Source organism: Paenibacillus sp. PL2-23, assembly GCF_040834005.1.
In the GTDB taxonomy this organism is placed as follows: Bacteria; Bacillota; Bacilli; order Paenibacillales; family Paenibacillaceae; genus Pristimantibacillus.
In genome coordinates, this window is sequence record NZ_CP162129.1 from 2433899 (window position 1) to 2457143 (window position 23245).

At 54.0% G+C, this 23245-nt stretch carries 22 protein-coding genes; 18 read left to right on the plus strand and 4 right to left on the minus strand.

What is annotated here, in order from left to right:
• Positions 1 to 82: 82 nt before the first annotated feature.
• The 13 genes from AB1S56_RS10185 (at position 83) to AB1S56_RS10245 (ending at position 8775) form a co-directional block, all read left to right on the plus strand.
• Positions 83 to 370 (plus strand): Dabb family protein, encoded by a 288-nt coding sequence (locus AB1S56_RS10185; RefSeq protein ID WP_340870705.1) that lies wholly within the window; start codon positions 83 to 85, stop codon positions 368 to 370.
• 141 nt (positions 371 to 511) lie between these two features.
• Entirely contained in the window at positions 512 to 931 is a 420-nt protein-coding gene (locus tag AB1S56_RS10190) for a HepT-like ribonuclease domain-containing protein (protein WP_340870730.1), read from the plus strand.
• 60 nt (positions 932 to 991) lie between these two features.
• Positions 992 to 1663: an HTH domain-containing protein gene (locus AB1S56_RS10195; RefSeq protein ID WP_340870706.1), complete on the plus strand. Its 672-nt coding sequence runs from the start codon at positions 992 to 994 to the stop codon at positions 1661 to 1663.
• A gap of 157 nt (positions 1664 to 1820) precedes the next feature.
• A complete protein-coding gene (locus AB1S56_RS10200; RefSeq protein WP_340870707.1) occupies positions 1821 to 2297 on the plus strand; it encodes a DUF948 domain-containing protein in 477 nt (158 codons plus the stop codon).
• A 49-nt stretch (positions 2298 to 2346) separates the two neighbouring features.
• On the plus strand, positions 2347 to 2748 hold the full coding sequence (locus AB1S56_RS10205) for a YtxH domain-containing protein (protein WP_340870708.1): 402 nt from the start codon (positions 2347 to 2349) through the stop codon (positions 2746 to 2748).
• A gap of 185 nt (positions 2749 to 2933) precedes the next feature.
• Positions 2934 to 3743 carry a glutamate racemase gene (racE, locus tag AB1S56_RS10210; RefSeq protein WP_340870709.1) on the plus strand — a complete coding sequence of 270 codons (810 nt, stop codon included), beginning with the start codon at positions 2934 to 2936 and terminating at the stop codon, positions 3741 to 3743.
• Between the two features lie 126 nt (positions 3744 to 3869).
• Positions 3870 to 4751, plus strand: coding sequence for a M14 family metallocarboxypeptidase (locus AB1S56_RS10215; protein ID WP_340870710.1), 882 nt, complete (start codon positions 3870 to 3872; stop codon positions 4749 to 4751).
• A gap of 135 nt (positions 4752 to 4886) precedes the next feature.
• On the plus strand, positions 4887 to 5120 hold the full coding sequence (locus AB1S56_RS10220; RefSeq protein ID WP_340870711.1) for a hypothetical protein: 234 nt from the start codon (positions 4887 to 4889) through the stop codon (positions 5118 to 5120).
• Between the two features lie 40 nt (positions 5121 to 5160).
• Positions 5161 to 5463, plus strand: coding sequence for an iron-sulfur cluster assembly accessory protein (locus AB1S56_RS10225; RefSeq protein WP_340870712.1), 303 nt, complete (start codon positions 5161 to 5163; stop codon positions 5461 to 5463).
• A complete protein-coding gene (locus tag AB1S56_RS10230; RefSeq protein WP_340870713.1) occupies positions 5463 to 5693 on the plus strand; it encodes a DUF1450 domain-containing protein in 231 nt (76 codons plus the stop codon). Before AB1S56_RS10225 ends, AB1S56_RS10230 begins: the two co-directional genes overlap by 1 nt.
• A gap of 265 nt (positions 5694 to 5958) precedes the next feature.
• Entirely contained in the window at positions 5959 to 7347 is a 1389-nt protein-coding gene (locus AB1S56_RS10235; protein ID WP_340870714.1) for a PDZ domain-containing protein, read from the plus strand.
• A gap of 39 nt (positions 7348 to 7386) precedes the next feature.
• The gene (locus AB1S56_RS10240) at positions 7387 to 8274 is read left to right on the plus strand and encodes an SMP-30/gluconolactonase/LRE family protein (protein WP_340870715.1); all 888 of its coding nucleotides are present in this window, start codon (positions 7387 to 7389) and stop codon (positions 8272 to 8274) included.
• Between the two features lie 9 nt (positions 8275 to 8283).
• Positions 8284 to 8775 (plus strand): hypothetical protein, encoded by a 492-nt coding sequence (locus AB1S56_RS10245; RefSeq protein WP_367903460.1) that lies wholly within the window; start codon positions 8284 to 8286, stop codon positions 8773 to 8775.
• On the opposite strand, the gene AB1S56_RS10250 is transcribed toward AB1S56_RS10245, so the two are convergent.
• Together AB1S56_RS10250 and AB1S56_RS10255 are read right to left on the minus strand one after the other, a co-directional pair.
• Positions 8732 to 10762 carry an LTA synthase family protein gene (locus tag AB1S56_RS10250; RefSeq protein WP_340870716.1) on the minus strand — a complete coding sequence of 677 codons (2031 nt, stop codon included), beginning with the start codon at positions 10760 to 10762 and terminating at the stop codon, positions 8732 to 8734. The genes AB1S56_RS10245 and AB1S56_RS10250 overlap by 44 nt on opposite strands.
• Complete coding sequence (locus AB1S56_RS10255) at positions 10755 to 11903, minus strand: class I SAM-dependent RNA methyltransferase (RefSeq protein ID WP_340870717.1); 1149 nt, start codon at positions 11901 to 11903, stop codon at positions 10755 to 10757. Before AB1S56_RS10255 ends, AB1S56_RS10250 begins: the two co-directional genes overlap by 8 nt.
• Positions 11904 to 12041: 138 nt before the next feature.
• Here AB1S56_RS10255 and AB1S56_RS10260 point away from each other — a divergent pair, with 138 nt between their 5' ends.
• Complete coding sequence (locus AB1S56_RS10260; RefSeq protein ID WP_340870718.1) at positions 12042 to 12674, plus strand: O-methyltransferase; 633 nt, start codon at positions 12042 to 12044, stop codon at positions 12672 to 12674.
• Positions 12675 to 12739: 65 nt separating this feature from the next.
• Here AB1S56_RS10260 and AB1S56_RS10265 read toward each other — a convergent pair whose 3' ends face one another.
• Positions 12740 to 13969, minus strand: a complete 1230-nt coding sequence (locus AB1S56_RS10265) for an MFS transporter (RefSeq protein WP_340870719.1) — start codon at positions 13967 to 13969, stop codon at positions 12740 to 12742.
• 184 nt (positions 13970 to 14153) lie between these two features.
• Here AB1S56_RS10265 and AB1S56_RS10270 point away from each other — a divergent pair, with 184 nt between their 5' ends.
• The 3 genes from AB1S56_RS10270 to AB1S56_RS10280 are packed head-to-tail and all read left to right on the plus strand — an operon-like array spanning position 14154 to position 16982.
• Positions 14154 to 14678 (plus strand): type II secretion system protein, encoded by a 525-nt coding sequence (locus AB1S56_RS10270; RefSeq protein WP_340870720.1) that lies wholly within the window; start codon positions 14154 to 14156, stop codon positions 14676 to 14678.
• Positions 14662 to 15174 carry a prepilin-type N-terminal cleavage/methylation domain-containing protein gene (locus AB1S56_RS10275; RefSeq protein ID WP_340870721.1) on the plus strand — a complete coding sequence of 171 codons (513 nt, stop codon included), beginning with the start codon at positions 14662 to 14664 and terminating at the stop codon, positions 15172 to 15174. Before AB1S56_RS10270 ends, AB1S56_RS10275 begins: the two co-directional genes overlap by 17 nt.
• Positions 15175 to 15188: 14 nt before the next feature.
• Positions 15189 to 16982: a hypothetical protein gene (locus tag AB1S56_RS10280; protein ID WP_340870722.1), complete on the plus strand. Its 1794-nt coding sequence runs from the start codon at positions 15189 to 15191 to the stop codon at positions 16980 to 16982.
• 51 nt (positions 16983 to 17033) lie between these two features.
• Here the strand turns inward: AB1S56_RS10280 and AB1S56_RS10285 are convergent, their stop codons facing one another.
• Complete coding sequence (locus AB1S56_RS10285; protein WP_340870723.1) at positions 17034 to 21272, minus strand: DUF5057 domain-containing protein; 4239 nt, start codon at positions 21270 to 21272, stop codon at positions 17034 to 17036.
• A 266-nt stretch (positions 21273 to 21538) separates the two neighbouring features.
• Between AB1S56_RS10285 and gspE the strand changes: the two genes are divergently transcribed.
• Positions 21539 to 23203: a type II secretion system ATPase GspE gene (gene gspE, locus AB1S56_RS10290; RefSeq protein WP_340870724.1), complete on the plus strand. Its 1665-nt coding sequence runs from the start codon at positions 21539 to 21541 to the stop codon at positions 23201 to 23203.
• Positions 23204 to 23245: the final 42 nt, after the last annotated feature.

Sequence of the window (23245 nt, forward strand, 5' to 3'; positions counted from 1 at the left end):
GTTATTATGTGACAAAAGGACGAAACTCATGCCCATGCGCCACAGTGCCGAAGGCATATACGAAACAGAGGAGGACGAATAGATGCTTACGCATATTGTATGCTTCAAGCTGAAGGACAACAGCCCGGAGAGCGTTGCCCGCACAGCGGCAGTGCTTCGCGATATGGAAGGGAAAATCGACGAGCTCAAATACATTGAGGTGGGCACAGACGTGCTCCATTCGGAACGCTCTTATGATATTGCGCTCATTACGAAGTTCGAATCCATGGCGGCGCTTGAGGCTTATCAGGTGCATCCCGTGCATAAAAAAGTTATCGAGCATATTGTGCAAGTGCGCGAAGCGTCCGTCAGCGTCGATTACGAAAGCTAAGGAGTAAGCGGCATGGCAGAGATGAGAGATGTATACGAAATTATGACCTATCTGCTCGTGATCCTATTGAGCAGCGTTATTATGGTGGCTTGGCTGAAGCGGAGAGCGAAACGCAAGAAGTAACGGAAAGCGGGTATGAGTATGTACTATGTCAATCGGGAACAAATTGCAGTCAGGTTGAACGCTATTCCTGCTATTGCGGAAGCGCTGCAGGCTTTGACGCTTAGCTGGAAGGGCGAGCTGCTGCAAGGCTTGGCGCAGGAGCGCGCGCTTCATCTGGCGATCGAGACGGTAACGGATGTCGGAAGCTATCTAATCGACGGGTTTATTATGCGTGACGCCAGCAGCTATGAGGATATTGTAGAGATTACAGGCGGAGAGGGCGTCTTCCCTGCAGAGCTGCAGGAGACGCTCACCGAGCTGGTTAGGCTGCGCAGAGCGATTGCGCAGGAATATTATATTTGGCCGAGAGCGGAGCTTCATCCTATGTCCAGTCGGCTGATCCAAGCGCTTCCGGCATTCAAGGAAGCGGTAGAGCAGTATCTCGAGAAGGAGCTTTAAGTCCGGAGAAGCTGCTGGCAGGCAAGCTAGCGAGAAGCGCAGAGGAGCGGAGGTGGGCGTATGGAGCGGAGCGATAAGAGTAGCGATAAGGATAAGGCAGCTGAAGCGCGAAGGCCAGGCGTCACAACCCGCGAACGTATTCTGGTGCTTCTGAAGACCAAAGGACGGTTAAACGCGGGAGAGCTGTCCTCTCAGCTGGCCCTTACCGAGATGGCAATCAGGAGGCATATGTATGAGCTGGAGCGTGAAGGCGTCATCCGGATCTCCTCCGTTCGGCAGAAGATGGGCAGACCGCTTCACGCGTTTGAGCTGACGGCGAACGCCGATGCTCTTTTCCCCAAAAATTATGACACCCTTGCTCTGGACCTGCTGGCGGAGCTCAATGAAGATCCCGCTACGCAGCCCCTTATCATCGCCATGTTCGAGGGTCGTCGGCGGAAGCTGCATGAACGGTACGCCCCGCGTATGGAAGGCAGAGGGCTGGAGGAGCGCGTCTACGAGCTCGCCCATATTCAGAATGCGGGCGGCTATATGGCCGAGGTGGAGCAGCTGGGTGACGGGGGTTATAAGCTGCATGAATACAATTGCCCCATAACCGGCGTGGCCGGTCAATATGAGCAGGCCTGCAGCTGCGAGCTTTCGCTGTTTCGCGGACTGCTGGAGACCGATGTGCAGCGAACGGAATGCCTGGCCAAAGGCGATTCCCGCTGTACGTATGTTATCGGCAAATAGAAGCTTAGAGGAGTTCGCTGCGGCGGGCTTCTTTTTTTGTCAAAGGTTGCTGTGTCAATACAAGCCCATGCTGCATTTACTGTCATTACGAAGTAGGCATTCGTCTAGTCAGCCGGCTGGGGAGCCCCGGCTGGCGCTCGAGAGGAGGCGTATGGTCATGGCAGAATGGAGCGCGGCAGCAGCTGCAGTCGCATTTGTCGTGTTGACGGCGGGATTGCTGCTTGGACTTCGCGCGATGCTGAAGCGTCTTGATCAGGCGCAGTCATCCGTTCAGGCGGTTCAAGCGGATCTGCAGCGGCTGACCTCGGAAATAAGCGCGGTGCTTCGGCCGCTGGAGGAATCGGTACGGAGCGTTCATCGGGGAATGGAGGCCGCAGATGGGCTTGTGCAGGCGGTCCGTCAGGTGGGCAGCACGGTAGAGAGGACAACAGCCGCAGTGGAGAGGGTAACGGCCTCCCTGTCTGCATCCGCTGTCAAGCATGCAGAGCGGCTTGCAGGCGGGAAGCAGCTGGAAGAGGCAGCCCAGTGGGCAGAGCTGGGTCTGACGGCCTGGCAGCTATGGCAGACCGGTCGAAACGGCAGGCGCAGCCATGAAGCGGAGGTTAACAGCAGGGATTCCCGTCCCGAAAGCTGAATCAACGAGGCAAGACGAAGGGCACTCTAAAGCTGAAAGGAGCGAAAATATGATGTCGACAAGAAACAAGGACACAAAAGGTTTTCTTCTGGGGGCGCTGGCTGGCGGCGTAATTGGATCGGTGGCGGCGCTGTTGTTCGCGCCCAAGACCGGCAAGGCATTGCGTCAGGATATTTCCGCTGGGGCTCAGAAGGTAGGCGACACGACTTTGTACGCTGCCAATAAGGTTGGGGAGACGACGACTCGCATCGCCAAGGAGATCGGCGACCGTACGACCACCATCGCGGGCAGCATCGTAGACAGCGTAAAAGGTATTCGCAGAGGCTCGGATACGGATGGTGTGCTGACTATTTCAGGCACAGCAGCTGGCCAAGGTGATGAATGGTCCGAGGAATCGCTGGAAGCGGCTATTGCGGCGCAGACGGACGATTCCGCTAAGCAGCTTTCCTAATCGCCATTATGGAGTATAGCCAAGAGCCGGCGCGGGCGATGCGTCAGGCTCTCTTTGCATACCTGCTCATCTTGAACCTTGTCCCTATTTGCGTTAAGATGTAGGTACGTTTTCGATGCTGTATTCATATGCTATGTTGTCTCGGAGTCGAATTCATTCATCATGTTCAAGAAAGCGGTGTGTTTGTGCAGCAACCGATTGCGATACTAGATTCCGGCGTAGGCGGCCTCACAGTGGTGAAGGAAGTCATGCGCCAACTGCCGCGCGAAAAAATTATTTATTTCGGGGACACAGCTCGTACCCCGTACGGTCCGAGGTCACCCGAGGAAGTGGTCCGTTTCACGAGGGAAATTGTCGATTATTTGATACAGTTTCAGCCCAAAATGATCGTTATCGCCTGCAATACGGCAACGGCTGTAGCCTTGACCGATATTCGCTCCCGCGTGGCGATACCGGTAGTAGGCGTTATTAATCCTGGCGCAAGAGCGGCGATTGGGAGGACGATGACAGGCTGTGTCGGGGTTATCGGCACGGAAGGCACGATACGGAGCGGTGCTTACGAGCAGGCGCTGCGCGAGCTGTCTCCGCATGTGCAGGTTATCAGCGAGGCGTGCCCTAATTTTGTTCCGCTGGTGGAGCAAGGCAATTTCCGTTCATCCGAAACATTCCGGATCGTGGAGGAATCGCTGGCCCATATGCGGGAATACCCCATGGATTGTTTAATACTTGGATGCACGCATTACCCATTCCTGACGGAGACGATCTCCGAGGTCATGGGCAGCTCGGTTAATCTGATCAGCTCGGCGGATGAGACGGCTAGAGAGATCAGCACGATTCTGCATGACAAGCGGAAGCTCGCGAGAAATGAGCAGGAGCCGATTCATCAGTTTTTTTGCAGCGGCGATCCCCATCTATTCAAGCGAATTGCGCAGCAATGGCTTGGCGAGCAGATTGAGCTTACGCCTGTTGTATGGCAGGTTCCGAATATTAGTTAACGGCGGCCGCCTCCTTCGGGAGGCGGTTTATTTGTTGCGCCCTGGAAGGGGACATATAGGACAAAGCCTAGGCCGCATAGGATGTAGGAGGATCGACATTATGGGCGGGACGGAGGCGAGCGAAGCATGAGCAAGGGATGTAGGTATAACGGGATGCTGGAGCAGTGCAGGAAGCTGGCGGCAGCTTATTCCTTCGTGGAGGTCTACCCCATTGGGAGCAGTGTGCTGGGCAGGCCGATTATGGCGCTTCGTTGCGGGAGAGGGCCGAAGCAGATTCATATGAACGCTTCCTTCCATGCCAATGAATGGATAACATCCGCTTTGCTGATGCGGTTTGTATCCGAGCTTGCGCATAGCTATCGAACGGGAGAAAAGCTGGGTGGTGCAGAGGTAAGCGAGCTATGCTGCGAGACGACGTTATGGGCGGTGCCCATGGTGAACCCGGACGGCGTGGAGCTTGTGCAAGGCGGACTTGACACTGTGCCGCCGCCTTATCAGGCGTCGCTGCTGCGGATGAACGGAGGCTTGGACGACTTCAGCGGGTGGAAGGCCAACATCCGCGGCGTTGATCTGAACGATCAATTCCCTGCCTATTGGGAGGAGGAGCGCAAGAGGCGAGGCGTGGAAGGGCCGGGACCACGCGATTATCCAGGGCTGTACCCGCTCAGCGAGCCGGAGGCGGCGGCGATGGCCGCGCTCACGGAGCGAGTTCGCTTCGAAGCTGTGGTTGCGCTGCATACACAGGGCCGCGAAATCTATTGGAACTACCGCGACTTCGAGCCGCCGCAGTCCGAGGAACTGGCTCGCAGGCTTGGCGCTGTCAGCGGCTATGCCCCCATCAAGCTGAGCGGCAGCGATGCCGGCTACAAGGATTGGTTCATCCAGAATTATCGGCTTCCGGGCTTTACGGTGGAAGCAGGCTATGGGGAGAATCCGCTGCCCATCGCCGCGTTCGAATCCATATACGCGGAGCTTCGCCCGCTTCTTGTTGAATCGCTTCGGCTATAAGCCGAAGCGATCACAAGGCGCTGATGGATTCGGCTATAAGCCGAAGCGATCGCAGGGTGCCGATGGGTTCGGCTAAGCCGAAGCGGTTTTGGCTATGGTATACTAGGGTATATATGCGGCAAAGGAGGGGTTGGCATGCGGAAGCTGCTGTCGCTTAGGCATTGGCGTCATACATTTTCGCTTATTTATCGCATTCTGACGGCAAAGCAGGTGAGGCTGGGGGACAAGCTATTGTTCGCGTTGCCTGTGCTCGTCTATTGGATCATGCCGGACGTGCTGCCGATGATGCCGGTCGATGATATCGCCGTTACGATGATTATCGCAGAATGGTTTGCCCAGAGGATGAGCAGGAAGTATAATATAGGTTAAAGCTTAACAATTGGTGGAGCAGAAGGAGCTGTACGTACACATGAAATGCAAAATTTCCCGCAACGCGGCGAAGATGATAAAGCTTGAGCTTGACAAGCCGGAGAATGAAGGCAAGCTGCTGCGCGTTTATGTCACGCATGCACACGGCGATCACGCTCATTATGGCATGGGCGTCGACACCCCAACCGAGAAGGACGTCGTGGTATCGACAGATAAGGAGATCGATGTCATTCTGGAGAAGGACAACGAGTTCCTGGATGGCGTTCGTATCGACTACTTCTATGTGCCGGAGGAAGGCTTCGCGGTTACTAATCCGTCGAAGGGCAATCACGGGGATCATTAATGGCGGCCAACGATATCAAAATTTGCGAGCAATGCAAGCATATGCGGATGAAAACTTCCTTGGCCAAGCTGAAGAAGCTTGCTCCGGACGCGGATATTAGCACGGTGAACTGCAAGTCGTATTGCGGACCGTGCGCCCGCTACGCTTTTGTATTTATTAATGGCCGATATGTGAAGGGCGCGACTGAAGACGAAGCGATCGAAAAAGCGATGACTCATCTAAAAAAATAATATGACCGAATTCCTGATCGTCATGGATAATGGAGCAGAGCACGTTGGGATGAATGCTTGGCTTGTGAATCGCATGCTGAGGTCGGTCCAAGAAGACAAGGGGGGCGTGAACGGAGAAGGTTCACGGACTTGCTTGTCTTTTTTTGAAATATAAGAAAGTATAAATTGTCTCTATACTGGGCTTATATTTCAACGCGAAACGGATGCTGCTCCGCCAAAGGACGGCACAGCCGTTTACGCTTGCGTAGCAGGAATGGAGGCGTAGATGTTGCAACAGCAAGCCAAGACGGGCAGAAGGCTGTATGTAATGGGGTTTCTTTTATCGATTATAAGCTTGGCGGGGGCTGAGCTGATCTGGCTTCCGGCGCCGGTGCGGACGAGCTGGGGAGCGCAGTGGATTGAGCTGATCGATTGGTTGTATTATTTGATTGTCTTGATCCCCTTGATCTGGGCGGCAGGAGCGGCCTCTGGGCTTCGAGCTCCAAGGAATTCTCCAGCCGTAGTTATAGTTATTCGGGTTATGATTATTGCGGTAAGCCTGCTCCTCGCGGTGGGAGTTCTGATGGATGTCAGCGGTTGGATCACAGCCGCTATTGCTGGAGGCGCTGTTGTTGTTGTGCTGATTATCGCGGATTTGGCGATAACCGAAGTTCGGGCTCGAAGCGGCTTTCCTTGGCGAAGCTCGTTCACCGTTACGGGTATTGCTCTTGCGCTGTGCGCGCTCCTCGTACCAACCGGCTACAATGTGACCTACCCTGGCATGACGCTTAACTTGAATCGTTATGCGCATATAGCGGGGGGGTATGCAGGCGGGGAAATCAACGGCGTGCTTGTGTTCGACCGGCCGGCGGTGCTGGCGGATCGGCTATTCGGCGCGCTGCTTCCGCAGTATCGCTTTTACCCTATTCCTGAGGATGAGCCGCCGCTGTCCGTTACATATGCACAAGTTGTTGCTATGAAGACGGACGCCAATCGTGTGGCAGCGGCAATTGCGATGGAGAAGGCTGGCGCGGGTCAAGGTGTTATAGCGGATGGCGTTCGTATTGTTGCGATTGTGAAGGACAGTCCGGCGGATGGCAAGCTGGAGGCCGGCGATATTGTTGATCAGCTGAACGAAGTGACGGTACGCACCGTAGAGGAAATGATCGGGTATATGTCGACCTCCGTGAAGCCTGGCGAGACGGTAGCTGTTACCTTGCGAAGAGGTGGAGAAGCCGTAACGGTGAACGTTCAGACCAAGGCCGCCCAAGATGCCGCGGACAAAGCAGTGTTTGGCGTGTCGGTGCAGACGGAGCCGAAGCTGGATACGCCACGGTCGATTGTGTACAACGACTACAGGGCGCACGTGGGAGGTCCTTCGCATGGTGCGATGCTTACGCTTGCCTTCATTGACCAATTAGTGGCGGGTGGCGTTACGGGCGGGCTTCGGGTTGCCGGTACGGGCACCATCGAGCTGGACGGCTCCATCGGCATGGTCGGGGGCATACCGCAGAAGGCATACGCTGTCAGCCGGACGGATGTGGATGTGTTTTTTGTGCCAATGGAAGGTGAGAGGGCCGCAAAAGCAGCAGCTCCGAAGCTGAATGTGGTTGGTGTAAGCCATATTGACGAGGTGCTGGCATGGCTGTCGGACAGCGTGACAAGTCAACGTTAACAGGTGCTAATAGGGATTGGAATGGGAGGAGAGGGGCGAATGAATAAAACGGAATGGGTGACTGCTGAGCTGGCGCTGGATACGAAATCGAAGCTTGGTGAAGGACCGCATTGGAACAGAGGCTTAGAGCAGCTCCTGTTTGTGGATATCGTGAAGGGGCTGGTGCATGTATTCCAGCCTGGGACCAAGGAGCATGATATTCATTCGTTGGACGGAATGCCGAGCTCGGTTATTCCTATTGCGGATGGCGGATGGGCCGTCACGATGCAGGATGGCGTGTATCGTTATAACCCTCAGCAGAGAGAGCTTAGCCTCGTGGTCCAGATTGAAGCCGATCTGCCAGGAAATCGTTTTAACGACGCCAAATGCGATCCCTCGGGGCGGCTATGGGCCGGAACGATGGATATTGGCTTTCAAGACTATACGGGAAGCTTATACCTTGTGGAGGCTGACGGGAGAGTGCGCACAATGCTGAGCCAGGTGGGCTGCTCCAACGGCATTGCTTGGGATGAGCGAAAGGGTGCTATGTATTACATTGACACGATGAAGCCTGAGGTGTGCGGTTTTCGATACGATGCCGCTACGGGCGAAATCAGCGAGCGGCGTAAGCTGCTGGAGTGGCCTAGCAATGCCGGATCGCCGGACGGCATGACAATCGATGCCGAGGGTCAGCTGTGGATCGCGCATTGGGGCGGCGGAAGAGTGTCCCGGTGGAATCCGGACACCGGCGAGCTGCTTGGCGAGCTTGCTGTGCCTGCGCCTAATGTTACCTCCTGCGTGTTCGGAGGTGCCGCGCTGGACGAGCTCTATATCACCACCGCGCGGGAAGGACTTTCCGCCAGTGAGCTGGACGCGTACCCCCTCGCAGGCGGCTTGTTCGTAGCAAAGCCTGGCGTCACTGGCACTGCTTCACGCCGCTTTGGCTGAGCCGCTGTAATGCGCCTAAGCAGCCATAACGACACGAGTGTGGCTATAGCGCAGGAAGTCGCTGCTCAGGCAGCCGTAACGACACCACGTGTCGTTATGAGCAAACTAACCCGCTTCAACCCCGCCATAGCCACACGAGAGATCGTTATTGCGCCGAATGAGGGGTTAGAAGATGCGATAGCGACACGACGTGTGGCTATAGCGCTGGAAGTCGCTGCTCAGGCAGCCATAACGACACCACGTGTCGTTATGAGCAAACTAACCCGCTTCAACCCCGCCATAGCCACACGAGAGATCGTTATTGCGCCGAATGAGGGGTTAGAAGATGCGATAGCGACACCACGTGTGGCTATAGCGCTGAATGAGGGGTTAGATAGTACAGCAGCGACACCACGTGTGGCTATAGCGCTGGAAGCCGCTGTAATGCGCCTAAGCAGCCATAACGACACCACTGTCGCTATGGCTGGCCCCCCATCGCTTCCACAGCTTCGTCCCGCTTGAAGGATGGGAGCAGATCGCCGATGACGATGCGGTCTGACATCATCAGCTCTCTATCCGCCTCCGTCGTGATAAGCAGGCACTGCCCTGCGTCCAGAAGCTCCCCGGTTTCGGCGTTGTAGCAGGAGCCGCTCGCTAGTACGCCGTCTGGCGACGGGACAAAGTACAGCTCCCCGTTCGTCCAAGAGCCATTCCGCTGCGTAACCACCCGTGATCCCAGCTCCGACGCGCCGGTTAATAGAGGAGAGCCAAGCCAATAAGGCTCCTTGCTGGATATGCCCAGCAGATGCAGCAGCGTCGGCGCAACGTCAAGCTGGCCCCCAACCGCTTCATAATGACCGGCATAAGCGCCATCCGGGAGATGCAGGAGGAACGGCACGCTTCTGGTCACCTGCTCTCTCTCAATCGGGCTTGAGGTGTCCGACATAAACCGCTCATACAGCTCCCATTGCTGAATGGAGTTGTCATGATCGCCATATATGGCGAATATCGTGTTCTCCCATAAGCCCTCCGCCTGCAGCCGATCCACCAGCTCCCCAAGCGCGGCGTCGGCATAGTGCGCCGCCTGCAAATATTCCCCCATAATCGTACCCTCCAGCTCCTCCACCTGGAGCGCCTTCTGCTCGTCGGGAAGCTTATAGGGATGGTGACTGGTCAGCGTGATCATAAACGCGTGGAAAGGCTTCGGAAGCTCGGTCACAACATCCATAGACTGTCTGTAAAAGGATTTGTCGCCCAGCGCCCATCCCAGCTGTTCGTCCAGCTCATAATGCTTCAGGCTGTAGAACGCGTCATACTCCATCCTGCTGTACATAACATTCCGGTTCCAGAAGCCGCCTTGATAAGGGTGGAAAACGGAGGCGGAATACCCGCTCGCCTTCAACCGCTCCGGCAGGCATACAAAATCATGGGAGGCGTATTGGATAAATACCGATCCGCTCTTTAAGGGCTGCAAGGAGCAGTTGACTGCAAAATCGGCATCGGAGGTGCGACCCTGCGACGTTTGATGATAGAAGCGGGAGAAATATGCGCTGTCCTGAATCAAACGGTTCAGAACCGGCGTTATTTCGCGCCCGCCAATCGACTTGCCGATGATGAAGCTCTGGAGCGCTTCTACCTGCACCAGCAGAACATTGCTCCCCTTGTATGCGCCGAACAGCGGGTCCTGCTCCAGCGACGCTCTGGCGTTCCCACGATCCTTCATCCAGGCCTCCGTCTCATCCAGCTGCTCCGCGGATACGGCCTCCGCGCCGAACCAGTTCAGCTTCGCGTAACGGTAAGCATCGTAGCCATGAAAGCCAAGTCCGCCCGTCACGTTGTAGATGGATAGATTCCACCAGTTTTTTTGGAAGAGGCCCTTGGCCCACGTGTTCGTCGCATGGTTCAGATTGGGTACGAACAAAGAGAAGCCAAGCGCAAATGCGGCCAGGCTGAAGCCGATGCGGGCGGACGGCTTGCGCCAGCGCGTGAGCGGAGCGGCTGAGGAGCGGAGCTCCGAGCGGCCCCGCCAGATCAGATACACCGCGAAGGGTACCAGAACGATGGCGTCAGCGAACAGGAAAAAATCCCAATAACGGATCAAGGTCGCAATGCTGCCGCCAAGCGATTCGACTTGGCCCAGCTGGAGCAGAACGGGTACCGTAATGAGATCCTGAAAATAGCGGTAATAGATAACGTCGGCGAACAGGAGCGCCGACAGCGACAGGTTAAGCCCGATCAAAGCCAGCAGTCTCCCGCGAGCAGGCAGCAGCAGTGCCCAGAAGGCGAGCATTAGCGCGGCACCGGCTTCCATCATCCTGTCTATAAGAGTCATATCCATATAGGGAACGGACAGCAGGCGGTTAAACCAATACAGCTTGAGCTGAATGGCGACGACAAATAACACCATGTCCGCGATAACTAGCCGATTCAGCGCATGCAGGATGAGAGAGAACGAATGCCGCAGCGAATCACGCTGCTTCGCTTGCGGCATCCCCATTCTTCTATTCATGCCGCTTGTCCCGAGGAGGAAGCGGGCCAAAAAACTGATAAAAGTCGGTCTGGATTCGACCGTTGAACAGCTTCCTCTTTTTGTCGGCTTGGCGGCCCATGTAGTGCTCCACCATATCCGAGGGGCTGATCGCGAATACGGACCAGGTCGGATAATGCAAGGTCATCAGCCCGAATTGACGCAAAGCGGCTTCCGCTTCCCGCTCATCGCCAAGCCGCTCGCCATAGGGCGGGTTCGTCATGAATACGCCGTAATCGCCTTGCGGCTTCGCCTTGGCGACTGGCAGCACGCTGACCTTAATCTCCTTGGCGAAGCCCGCGCGCTTGATAGAGGTCTCGGAAATTTCGATCGCGCGGGGGTCGATGTCTGTGCCTGTAATCTGCAGCGGCACATCATCCCTAACGGCGTCGTAGGCTTCCTCGCGGGCGGCGTCCCACAGCTTCGCATCCATCCGCTCCCAGCTCTCGCTGTTGAACTGGCGGCGCAGGCCCGGCGCAATGTTCCAGCCGATCATCGCCGCTTCGACCAGGAAGGTCCCGGAGCCGCAGAAGGGATCGTAGAACGGCCGCTCAGGCCGCCAGCGGCTGAGCAGGATGAGGGCGGCTGCCATCGATTCGCGAATTGGCGCCTCGTTCGACACGAGACGGTAGCCGCGCTTGTGCAGACCCGCGCCGGACGTGTCCAGCGTAAGCAGCGCCTCATCGTTCAGGAGAGACACTTCAATGACGTAACGGCCGCCATCCTCGTCGAACCACTCCGTGCCGTAGCGCTCCTTCATTTTTTCGACGACTGCTTTTTTAACGATTTTTTGGCAGGCCGGCACACTGGAGAGCAGCGACTTATGGGAACGTCCTTCTACGGGGAATTCACCATCCACCGGAATCCAATCGGGCCAATCCAGCGCCTTGGTGCCCTCGAACAGCTCGTCGAAGGTCGTCGCCTTGAATTTGCCCATCCCAATCAGAACGCGGCCCGCCGTGCGCAGCCATAGATTGGTGCGGCATATATCCTCCAGACCGCCGCGGAAGTTGACTCGACCGTTCTCCACCTGAAGGTCGGCATAACCGAGCTCCTTCAGTTCTCTCGCGACAACGGCCTCGAGTCCCATGGGAGAGGTCGCGATTAAATGCAATTGTTCCACTTCACACACTCATTTCTATAACGATAATCAAAAAAATGCTTCGGTTAGGACGTTGTATCCTTTCCCGCAAAAACTTACAATTAAGTATAGGTCAAATGGACACGCTTTTACAAATGAATCATGGCGGGAGAGAAGACGATGTCGATCGATGAACGATATGTGGAAGGATTATACGCCCGAGACGCTGTGCTGGAGCGGGTCAAGGAAGGGATCGCAAGCCATGGCATGCCCAGCATCTCCATTGCGGACGGATACGGACGGCTGCTAACTATGCTGGTTCGCATGTCGGGAGCAAGCAAGCTGCTGGAGATTGGGGCGCTGGGCGGATACAGCGGAATATGTCTGGCGCGCGGACTAGGCGACGGCGGACAGCTGTTATCTCTGGAACTGCTGCCGGCTTACGCGGAGGTGGCGAAGGCACATTTGACAGAGGCCGGACTTGGCGACAAGGTGAGCTACATGACAGGGGATGCCAAAGAAAGCCTGAATCGGCTTAAGCAAGAGGGCCGGACCTTTGATTTCTTTTTTATAGACGCCGACAAAGAGGGTTATCCGGTCTACCTTCAATATGCTCTGGAGCTTGCTGAACCAGGCGCGTTAATCGTCGCGGACAACATCTTGCTGCGTGGAAGAACGACGGATGAAGCGAAGCAAGGACCGGCCGTGCTGGCCGTCCGCGCCTTTAATGAAGGGATCGCGACGGACAATCGGCTGGAGAGTACCATTCTCCCCGGCTACGACGGTTTGGCCATTGCGCGAGTGAAAGGGTAGCATAGAAGAAGCAAGCAAAAAGGACAGGGCCGCCAGTCGGCTCTGTCCTTCTTGCTTGTTGTCTCTTATTCGCCTGCCTGTTGCTGGGATTTGAACCTCTGCGGCCGACGTCGGATCAAGGTCAGCCATACCCAGATGCCATTCAGCAGCATAAGCGCGCCGCATACATAGAACAAGCCTTGAATGCCGATATAGCCGGAGAGAATGCCGCCAGTAATCGGTCCAATCATGTTGCCCAGGCTGAGCGTGCTGGTATTGAAGCTGTACGCCCGGCTCTCCATGCCATCCGGCGTATATTGACGGATAAGCGAGTTGACTGCGGGGATCAACCCGCCCAGGAAGAGACCAAGCCCAAATCGGGCGAGCAGCAGCTGCCAGACGGTATCCGCCAGCGCCTGAGGAATGAAGGCAAGCGCAGCGCCAATTAGTGAGACCGCAAGCACCCGCTCCGCGCCGATACGGTCGCTTAGCCGTCCAAGCAATGGCGCGGCCACCATATTGGACAGGCCTGTTACGGAGCCTACAAAGCCGGCCCAGAACGCTAGATTGGCGGTCGTGCCATGCAGCTCCTGCACGAATAGCGGAATGAGCGTCATGGGGCTCATGCTCGCGAACTGGATCAGCAGGGTTACACCGAACAGCGCCATAAGCTGCGGGATGCGGCTGATAACCTTGAACCCTTGCAGGACGGAGGCCTGTACGCGCCTCGCCGCCTTGGCCAGGTCAAAGGATTCCTTCACGACAAACAACGCCAGCAGCGAAGCGATGAACAGCAGGGCTCCCGTAATATAGAAGATAGGACGAAAGCCAACTGCATCCGCCAGCAGTCCGCCGATGAACGGACCGAGAATGGTGCCCGCAATCGCTCCCGATTGCAGGGAGCCCATGGCGAAGCCCATCCGGTCCTTCGGCGTTGTTGCAGAGACGAGTGCGATAGACGCAGGGTTGAAGCCCGATATGGTGCCGTTCAGCATACGAAGCAGCAGCAGATGCCAAGGGTTGGTCGCAAAGCCCATCAGCACCATAACAATGGCCATGCCGAAGCCGGAGCGGAGCAGCATCATCTTGCGGCCATAACGGTCAGCCAGCTTGCCCCAGATCGGTTGGAAAATAAATGCCGTTACGAAGTTGCCTGCGAATATAACGCCGGCCCATAAGCCGATTTCATGCGGATCGGACAAGCCGAGCTCGAATTGCAGATACAAGGTGAGGAACGGGATAATCATTGTCATGCCCGCCATCACAAGAAATTGCCCGAACCATAAGACGATTAGATTCTTTTTCCACTGTTCCATGTCCTCCAGTATAGCATATCCTGCCTATGAATCTGAAATGGTTCATCCTGCCTATTGCTATAGGTGAAAGGTGTCGTAATAGTGTCGAAATGGATAGATATAAGAGGGTCAATATAGTAGAATAGAAAGAAACAATGGGCGGAATCCGCAAGCATGCGGTTGACGTCGGGGGCAGGTGACATGCATGTGGAAGTTGCATAAGCGGGAGTCGGACCGTGAGAGGGGATTTACGCTTGTCGAAGTGATTGCCGCTTTTTTGATCTTGTCCGTTGTTGCTCTGGCGATGACGACCTTCTTCACCAACGCGATGTCATACGCCAAAGGCAATCAAAGCAAGACGGTTATGATCAATCTGGCGCGCAACGCGTTATTTTATATGGAAAAGCAGGAGTTTGGCCCCATTCGCACCTATTTCGCCAATCCCGTCAACGGTGGAGAAATTTCTTGCACAACGGCAATATGTTCGGGGAGAGTCAGGGGGCTTGTATCCAATGGCGATCAGCTGCCTGAGGTGCTTATGCCGACCGTTAACGGAATCCAATATCAGATTACAATTCAATACCAGCCGGAGCTTATGGCGGAGCTTGGCGCGGAGATGGAGAGCTACCTCATTCCGATTAGCGTAGTGGTGAAGCTGGCGGAGGGAAGCGGCAATGCCCGCGAGGAAACCAGAGTGGAGGGGTATATCACAAATGAAAGAATACGCTAAGAGGCTGCAGTCAGGCGAAAAGGGGTTTACCCTGATTGAGCTTATCGCATCCATGGCGCTTATCTCCATCTTCGGCGGCATTATGTATACAGTCATTACTTTCGGTGTCTCCTCGCATAACAAAATTCAAATTGAAAACGGACTGAGGGACGAAGCGGACCTGTTGATGTCAGCCATCATCAACGAGCTGTATACAATCGCTCCGGACAAGGTGAGAGAGCAGTCCAACGGCATTCAGCTTATCGAGACGGGCGTCGCGGGACTTAACGACATCTATATCGACGGGGGACAGCTCCATATTCGCAACGCCCCTCTTGTAATTAGTTCGACAATCGAAAGCGGCTCCTCCATTAAGCTGGATTGTGAAGGTTATGGGGAGTCCGAGGACGGACCAAGAGAATGTGCGACAGGATTGATCGAAATTGATCTGGTGCTTAGCAAGGCGGTGCAAGGCCAATCGAAGCAGCTTACGCTTAGAAGCAAATTTGGTTTTTAGGGGATGGATAAGCGATGATACGGAACGATGAACGCGGATATGCCTTGATGCTTGTCGTCTTTATGATCCTTCTGTTTACGCTGCTTGGGGTATCCATTCTCGGCGCCAGTCTTGGGGGAGCGGTTCGGACCGAGACGAAGGAAAATGATGTGCAAAGCTTACATTTGGCGGAAAAGGCGCTGAATGAGGCAGTCTCGTATCTGGTCTCTGAATATAATGGACGGCTGGATATTAGCCCGGATGAGCTCCAGTTGTATATGGACAGCCTGCAGCAGAAGGACTCCGATGAGATCGCGTTGCTAACCGGTTCTGCCACCAATACAGAATTGCTGGGGGCTGGGGCTCAAATTACAGATATTGAGGTCGTGAAGGATGAACTGAATGATCTCAGCTATAAGCTTACGTTAACGGCCGAGGCCGAAGTGAACGGCGTAAGGAGAACGCTGGTGCAGGAGGTATATATTGATTCGTATCCTGAGTTTTTACGATATGCGTACGGCTCGGAGCAAAATGTGATTATGAACGGCTCGCCGTATGGGATGGGCAACATATATGCCGGCGGTGAGCTGTTAATTGACAATCGAGCGGAATATACATACAAAGGCCTTGTGCTGCGAGAGCCAACACAATATCCAGAAATTGATGGGGATTTGTTTGTGCAATCACTTGCCTCGATTAAATATCACGATCCATTGGCAGGGGGCTATGTGTCTATACCGACCAATAATCCCAGCAAGCTGAAGGAAATTGCGGGGGTTGGCTATGAAAATGTTCACATTCGTGATTCCAGCAAATTTATATCCATCAATGTAGAGGAATCCTTCCTGGACAAGGCGGCTGAAGCGGCGGGTTCTCCGCCAGGACTTCGGGAAGAGCTTGAGGCAGTATTCTCGGAAGCTAACTTGAATCCTTTTATTCAGAAGCTGGTGGAACATGGAGTTGGTCGAATAACGTACAGGGCTGAGCCCAAGCTTCCTAATTGGGATGACGCCGACGAGGTCCTAGCCTACGAGATAGAGAGAAAGGATTACGAGGACAACTATTTAAGCTTATTTAACAGTCCTCTAACTGGATCGGTCATATTTGATGATGATTTGACGCTGGATGGCATTTCCTACAAGCAGCTGGTATATGGTCTGGATTTGGACGCTGTCGACGCCAAGTCCAAGGGCAAATGGTTTATCGTAAACGGCGATCTCAAGATTGACAACTATAGCGTAGAGGATCTCATCGTGAAGGCCAATATTCTCGTAACGGGAACCGTTGCCATTACGGGTGAGAATATTAAAGTGGACAGCACCATCTTTTGTTTAGGCTTGGGGGAGGCTGACCCCACGACGATTGTACAAGATGCGGAGCTGCAGGGGATTGAAGAGAATGGCGCGGTAAAGCAGCTTGTGCTGATCTCTAAGCCTAAGATATTGTTAAACCGGTTTGAGGCGTTTACCAATTTTGGCCGATTCGAGGACGAAGCGACCATTAGAGCAAACACATTGGATGCGTTTTTTTATACGGATGGCGAGGCGGAGCTGTATGGCGTAGGCTCTATGTTTTGGCTGAACGGAGGTTTTTTTGCCAAAGGCGATTTGACGATTAACGCGGTTCTTGGCCATGTGACCGAGAAACCTGATGAGACAGGCATCGATTTTAATACGATTCAGTCGCTGCCGTCCGTCAATGAATTGGATTCCAGATTTATTATTGATTACAATAAACAAATATTTGAGGATCAAAATACAGGCTTGCCAAGGGTAAAGCAAATTAGCGTGTTGATTGGCAAGCGACAGCTAAAGCATGGAAGCCAATAATTGAACCAAAGAAGAAGCCCCTCGGGAGTTTATTCCCGAGGGGCTTCTTCTTCAGTATTTGCTTTCTCCATCAGGCAATAATGGTGTAATTGGCGGCCGGCTGACGATGACGGTTATGGCTGCAGTGATATTAGTGTCAAAGGCATAACCTACAATAATGGTTGCTGACCCAGGCTGATGGGCGGTAATGACGCCTGTCACGGGGTCGACGCTTACAATGTCGGGATCTGTGCTGGACCAGCTAAGCGATTCCTTAATCATATCCTTGCCTACTGTTGGATTGGAGCTTAGCTCCTCCCATAGGTCGGCTGTCTGCCCAGGATCCATCGTTTTGGTATCCTTGAGCCATAACGTGACGGGTTCGATGAGAATGCTCTCTGCATCAGAAGAATAGATACGGCCGTTCAAGGTTGTCAGCTCCAGGCGAACCGTTACAGTGCCTTCCTTCAGCGCCTTGTAAGTCACTTGGTTCAGTACTGGATCCGAAATGGGCTCGACATGAGAAGCGTTGCTGTCGATGATCCACCTGAACCCGCGAACGGGATCATTCTGGGCTTCTTTCATTTGATCAACCACTACGTTGAAGCTTCCGCCAAGCGGCACTCGGTCAGCGGCCTGGATGATTGGTTTCGGAACGGTTACGTTCACGATGGCATTGGCTGATAAGCCGCTGCCGTCAATCGTGGCAACAGTAATGACAGCCTGACCTACACCTGCGCCGAATACATTGCCATTGGAATCGACACGAACAATATTGCTGTTGCTGGAGCTCCAATTCACGGCTTTGAATGTAGCATCAGCCGGGATGAATACAGGAGTCAGGCGTTTCGATTGTTCGATTTCGAGATCCGTTCCTGTTAAGGTAAGACCCGATAATTTCGAATATACGCTTATTACTTTGGATGTGGAGTAGGTCCGTTTGTTGCCCGTCGCGCTGTCCGTCTGATTGGTTGTAACAGTTAGCGATACGGTTGCGGTACCCGTCCGTGAGCCTGATACCGATGTGGCATTGCTGCCTGTTGACTGCAAGGAAGCATTAGAGCTGCCTTGAGTAATGGACCAGGAATAGGACTCAATAACCTCGTAATCGGCTGTATTCAGACTTGAAGCAAGCGACAGCGTCTCGCCAACGGCAACTCGATCGCCGCCTATAATATTTAAGCCCGGCCGTATGACGTTAACCGTCGCGGTGGCCGATTTGTTGCTGCCGTCCGTCGCCGTAGCCTTGATAACGGCTGTGCCCGGCTTGATGCCCGTCACGATGCCGCTGCTGTTGACCGTCACAATGTCAGGTCTGTCCGACTCCCATTGCAGCTGCTTGATAGTGGGATTCTCTGGAGTGAAGACAGGGATAACCGGTTTTTTGTCGCCTTCCAGAATCGTCATATTGGACAGCTGAATTCTATCAATCATGGTGATGGCTTGCAGGATGTAGGACGGGAACTGCAAGGTTCTTGAAGCTTGTCCTCCCACATCAGAATATTGCAGCGTCGCATTCATAAGAGAATACAAGTCGTCCTTTTTCGGAATAACCGAAATATTGAACAGAATAGGACTAGCTACAAAGGAGTTGCCGGACAGCTGATATGGAATATTCGCCAACTGGCCGGTTACGGTATAGCCTTGCGCCAACGTGCCGGACTTTGTAAATCCGCTTGGCAATGAGCTGATCTCCAGATTGGGTGGGAACGTCTCGGAGAAGCTCAGGTCCTTGATAATCATACGATCCGCTGGCAGTGCAAGCGATTTGTCGATTGCCTTCGGCGTTACGGTGTAAGTAAATACAGCCGTGTCGTTTGTCTTGATTTTGTTGTCGACAACATTGGCGGAAGGGGTACGCTGCAGCGCCAGGTTGGACTCCACCTTGACAACCTTCACCTTAACGTTCTGCACAACCTCCGCACCTTGCGGATCCCAGGCCTTGATCTCAATGGTCAGATCACCGCCCTGCGGAAGCGGATTCGGAACGGACATGTTAATGGTCTCGCCAGTGTACACCTGCTGCTTCGTAATGAGCGGTACCGACTGGTTGTTGTAGATCAGGTTAACGGATGTCGTAAGATCACGATCGTTCAGGTCCAGGTCATAAGCCGAATAGTTAATCAGAATATCGGAATACGACGGGATAAAGTTGTTTTTGGCCGGATCATACTCCACAGGGCTGTTAACCGTAAGCTGCGGCGCGTGATTGGAGCCCATATAAGCCCGATACATCGTATTGACAAATAATTGCTGCTCCCAATCCGGGAATTTGGTATTCGTATGGCCGGAGCCTGAATACGTAACGTTGCCTTTGGAATAGGTGTAATAATGATTCCAGCTGTCCCCTGGCGTACGGCGTGTCGAATCAATCATGTTATACCAAGGAATAACCGTCGGGTCCTCAAGATCCAGCGTGAAATACTGATTATGTGTCGCTGCGACGGATGTTGTGTCGTTCAGCAGGAATGGGTATTGCGTAAGCAGTCCGTCATTCACTTTCTCCGTCTTGTTGGAGCTGACGGGGTTGCCGAAGCCCATATCTGTCTGCGGCTGAATCTGGCCGGATACCGTGCTGAACTTCTCCACCCAGTTCTTGTTGTTGACGTTGCTGTTCAGGAATATGGTGTCATGGGTGAACATAACGCTTTGGCCCGTAGCGATAAAGTCCAGTACAGCAGCCGATGCCGCATCGTTAATTGGCGCATAGTTGTTGTAATAATCGCTGTAGCCAAAAATAATCATATCGTATTTGCCGTTCAGATTCTGGTAATCCGTGAGATTAAACTGCGTGATCGTCTTGGCGTCTACCTTGATCGAGTAGGCGTCCTTCTTGTCTCCGGTTGTGGGAGAGAGATAGGCGCCGTTCAGGTTGGTCGTCGTGTTCAGATTACTGCTTGTGCTGTTGTTCGGCATGACCTGCAGCACGTTAATGTTAATCTTGCGATCCTTGAAGCGGTAGACACCCGTCTTGGCATCGATAAGCGGGCTGTTCAGATCGGCAAGCTCCAGTCTCCAATATTGCACCCCGGTGTAGCCAGGCGGCAATGTATAGGAGATCGAGCCAGTGGAGGTGACAACATTCTCCGTCGCTACAAGCTGCTCCGCGCCGAATGGCAGCGAGCTGTCCATGCCGATGTACAAATTCACATGCATCGATTTCTTGCTTAGGTCGCCTACGTTGCCAACCGCATATCCGAACGTAATGGTGTCGCCCGGCACATAGACGGAGGATTGGTTGCTGGTGTAGTCAACCGGTTGCGCTGTGACCGTCAGCTGAGGGCGCTTGTTGCCCTCCTCCAGCAGATTAATTCGGGCATTGAAAGCCGAAGTGGAAGCTAAATGGGACTCGTTCACAAAAACAACGTTGGAGCGTTTAAATGCATTGGTGTTATATTTGGCGAAATTGCTCTTCAGCAGACCGTCCCGGTTATTGTACTTAGGCTGGTGCTCCACGCCTTGCTTCTTGCCTGCGTCGCTGTAAAAGATAACGGGCAGCCCGGCGTCGATAAACTGGCGGGTGATTTCATTCGCCTTCAGCTGGGTAATATCATTCTGAATGTCTTTGGTGTTATGGGCGTTAATTCTATCGTTTTTGGTTGTCAGCTTGGGAGGCAGCTCAGGGCTGTAGATGCCTCTGCCGATGTAGATCGCGTCGTATTTGTCATTCAGCGTCTCGCGCGAGGCGACGAACTCCTTCATGCTGTAGGTCTTGATGGACAGGAGCGATTTGCCGCCGATCAAGCCGGCCAGATCGGATGCCCCGGTCTGCGTAATCTCCAGCACGTTAACCGTGGCACGCAGATTCCTCGCGGCGGGGGTAAAGCGCTGGGACGTGCTTTCCTTCTCGATGGACAGTGTACCGTTCTGGTTCCGCTCTACAAATCTGTATGTCGAGCTAATCTTCTTGCTGGATTGAAGAGCGAAGCTGCCGTTCTGCATATCCGTCTTTTTGAATTTCTCCGTATCGCCGGCGGAAGTTGCGGTAACGGCGCTTAATGCGTAGCTGTTGGATGAGCTCGCATTTTTGTAGGACAGATAGGTGCCGCCCAGCTTGGATTTGAAGGCGACGATATCGGAGCCGTGCTCCTCCATGACGAACAGCTCGTTGAAGGAATAGACATCAGCCGACGCGGATACGCTGCTCCCGCTTGCTGACACGAACTTCCCTCCGGTGCTTAACGTCACCGCATCCGTTATCGTGGCCGCATCCGCCCGGCTCCGGAAGTCGCCCGCGTATGTAAAGAGCATAGCAGATAAAGTGACGACCAGGATGGCAGAAACTCTCTGCTGAAACTTTGAAAGCTTCATAGCTTACATCCTCCTCCTAAATTAGGAATGTCATATGATACTAATTGCCCAATTACCCTCGAAAGCTGTTGTAATTTGACGCTCATACGATATAATCAGTGTAAGCGACAGGGCGCATAGTTGCAACAAAAACTATGAATTCTTGCGGGCTTAGGCACATTGGAATACAATTTGCAGGTCAGTCGTTTGATTTAGGTCTGAAGAACTAATATTATATCGTTCTCTATATCTATTCTATCATAGAGCGATACACAGGGGTTGGAGCTATGGCTGCCGTCAAAAAAAGGCTGGGCGACCTGCTTGTGGAGAGCATGATTATTTCTGAAGCTCAGCTTCAGGAGGCTCTGCAGGAGCAGAGACAGACCAAGCAGAAGCTGGGCGACCTGCTCATATCACAAGGCTACATAACGGAGCAGCAGCTGATTGAGGTGCTGGAATTCCAGCTCGGCATTCCGCATGTCAGTCTCTATAAATTCCAGATCGATCCCGCCGTCACCCAGATTATTCCGGAGAGCATGGCCAGACGCTATCAGGCTATCCCCCTTCAGAAGGAGGGAGGCCGCTTGATGGTGGCGATGGCGGATCCGCTTGATTATTTCGCCATTGAAGAGCTCCGCATGAGCACCGGCTTCCGAATTGAGCCGGCGATCTCCACAAGGGACGAGCTGCAGCGAGCGATTGCAAGACATTACGGGCTGCAGGACTCCATGAACCAGATGCTGGTGGATTTGTCCGGCTCGGATGACATTCAGGAGAACGAAATATTGGATGAGGATTCGCCGGTTGTGCGCCTCGTCAATCAGATGATCCAGCAGGCCGTTCAGCTCAGGGCGTCGGATATTCATGTCGATCCCAGCGAGCATAACGTAACGATCCGATACCGGATCGACGGCGTCCTCCGCACAGAGCGGTCAGTGCCGAAGCAGATGCAGGGCTTTATTACGGCGAGGCTGAAGATTATGGCGAAGCTGAACATCGCGGAGCGCAGGCTGCCGCAGGACGGCCGCATCAAGATGCATGTCGACTTCAAGGCCGTCGATATCCGTGTATCATCGCTGCCGACCATCCACGGAGAGAAGATTGTGCTTCGGATATTGGATTTAAGCACCGGCGTCAAGTCGATCGACCAGCTTGGCTTCAGCTCGCGCAATCTGACGTTATTCCAGAGCATGATCGACAAGCCTTACGGCATTCTGTTGATTACGGGACCCACGGGCAGCGGCAAGACGACGACGCTGTATTCCGGGCTTCAGCATTTGAACCGGGAAGACACGAACATCATTACCGTCGAGGACCCTGTGGAGTACCAGCTGGAGGGCATCAATCAGGTGCAGGTAAGTCCCAATATCGGACTCACCTTCGCGGCGGGCCTGAGATCGATTCTTCGTCAGGATCCTAACGTCGTGATGGTGGGCGAGATTCGAGACAGTGAAACGGCGGAAATTGCCATTCGCGCCTCCTTGACGGGCCACTTGGTTTTGTCGACGCTGCATACCAATGATTCCGTCAGCACCATTACAAGATTCCGGGATATGGGCATCGAGCCTTATCTGATGGCGTCATCGCTTCTCGGCGTCGTTGCCCAACGGCTGGTGAGACGTGTATGTCCGGATTGCAGACAAGCTCATCCCATCCAAGAGCAGGAGAGAATCTTTCTTCAGCATCGGTATGCTGAGCTCGACAAGCTGTACAAGGGAAGAGGCTGCGGCAGCTGCAACAGCACGGGCTATCGGGGCCGAGTCGCCATTCACGAGGTGCTTATCGTGGACGACAGCATCCGCAAGCTCATTACGGACGGCGCCTCAGTGCTTGAGCTTCGCGAGGCGGCAGCCCGTCAAGGCATGATTCAGCTCATGGACGATGGTCTGGACAAGGTCGCTCGCGGCATTACAACTTTGCAGGAGGTACTGCGCGAGACGGTCGCCCATTAAGTCCGGGCAATCTCTTAGCAAGGGAAGACGCAGTCGCATGGA

Bases quoted from the DNA above. Each gene is read 5' to 3' on its own strand.
- AB1S56_RS10185 (WP_340870705.1), top strand. From the start codon at position 83: ATGCTTACGCATATTGTATGCTTCAAGCTGAAGGACAACAGCCCGGAG.
- AB1S56_RS10190 (WP_340870730.1), top strand. From the start codon at position 512: ATGTACTATGTCAATCGGGAACAAATTGCAGTCAGGTTGAACGCTATT.
- AB1S56_RS10195 (WP_340870706.1), top strand. From the start codon at position 992: ATGGAGCGGAGCGATAAGAGTAGCGATAAGGATAAGGCAGCTGAAGCG.
- AB1S56_RS10200 (WP_340870707.1), top strand. From the start codon at position 1,821: ATGGCAGAATGGAGCGCGGCAGCAGCTGCAGTCGCATTTGTCGTGTTG.
- AB1S56_RS10205 (WP_340870708.1), top strand. From the start codon at position 2,347: ATGATGTCGACAAGAAACAAGGACACAAAAGGTTTTCTTCTGGGGGCG.
- AB1S56_RS10215 (WP_340870710.1), top strand. From the start codon at position 3,870: ATGAGCAAGGGATGTAGGTATAACGGGATGCTGGAGCAGTGCAGGAAG.
- AB1S56_RS10220 (WP_340870711.1), top strand. From the start codon at position 4,887: ATGCGGAAGCTGCTGTCGCTTAGGCATTGGCGTCATACATTTTCGCTT.
- AB1S56_RS10225 (WP_340870712.1), top strand. From the start codon at position 5,161: ATGAAATGCAAAATTTCCCGCAACGCGGCGAAGATGATAAAGCTTGAG.
- AB1S56_RS10230 (WP_340870713.1), top strand. From the start codon at position 5,463: ATGGCGGCCAACGATATCAAAATTTGCGAGCAATGCAAGCATATGCGG.
- AB1S56_RS10235 (WP_340870714.1), top strand. From the start codon at position 5,959: ATGTTGCAACAGCAAGCCAAGACGGGCAGAAGGCTGTATGTAATGGGG.
- AB1S56_RS10240 (WP_340870715.1), top strand. From the start codon at position 7,387: ATGAATAAAACGGAATGGGTGACTGCTGAGCTGGCGCTGGATACGAAA.
- AB1S56_RS10245 (WP_367903460.1), top strand. From the start codon at position 8,284: ATGCGCCTAAGCAGCCATAACGACACGAGTGTGGCTATAGCGCAGGAA.
- AB1S56_RS10250 (WP_340870716.1), bottom strand. From the start codon at position 10,762: ATGAATAGAAGAATGGGGATGCCGCAAGCGAAGCAGCGTGATTCGCTG.
- AB1S56_RS10260 (WP_340870718.1), top strand. From the start codon at position 12,042: ATGTCGATCGATGAACGATATGTGGAAGGATTATACGCCCGAGACGCT.
- AB1S56_RS10265 (WP_340870719.1), bottom strand. From the start codon at position 13,969: ATGGAACAGTGGAAAAAGAATCTAATCGTCTTATGGTTCGGGCAATTT.
- AB1S56_RS10270 (WP_340870720.1), top strand. From the start codon at position 14,154: ATGTGGAAGTTGCATAAGCGGGAGTCGGACCGTGAGAGGGGATTTACG.
- AB1S56_RS10275 (WP_340870721.1), top strand. From the start codon at position 14,662: ATGAAAGAATACGCTAAGAGGCTGCAGTCAGGCGAAAAGGGGTTTACC.
- AB1S56_RS10280 (WP_340870722.1), top strand. From the start codon at position 15,189: ATGATACGGAACGATGAACGCGGATATGCCTTGATGCTTGTCGTCTTT.
- AB1S56_RS10285 (WP_340870723.1), bottom strand. From the start codon at position 21,272: ATGAAGCTTTCAAAGTTTCAGCAGAGAGTTTCTGCCATCCTGGTCGTC.
- gspE (WP_340870724.1), top strand. From the start codon at position 21,539: ATGGCTGCCGTCAAAAAAAGGCTGGGCGACCTGCTTGTGGAGAGCATG.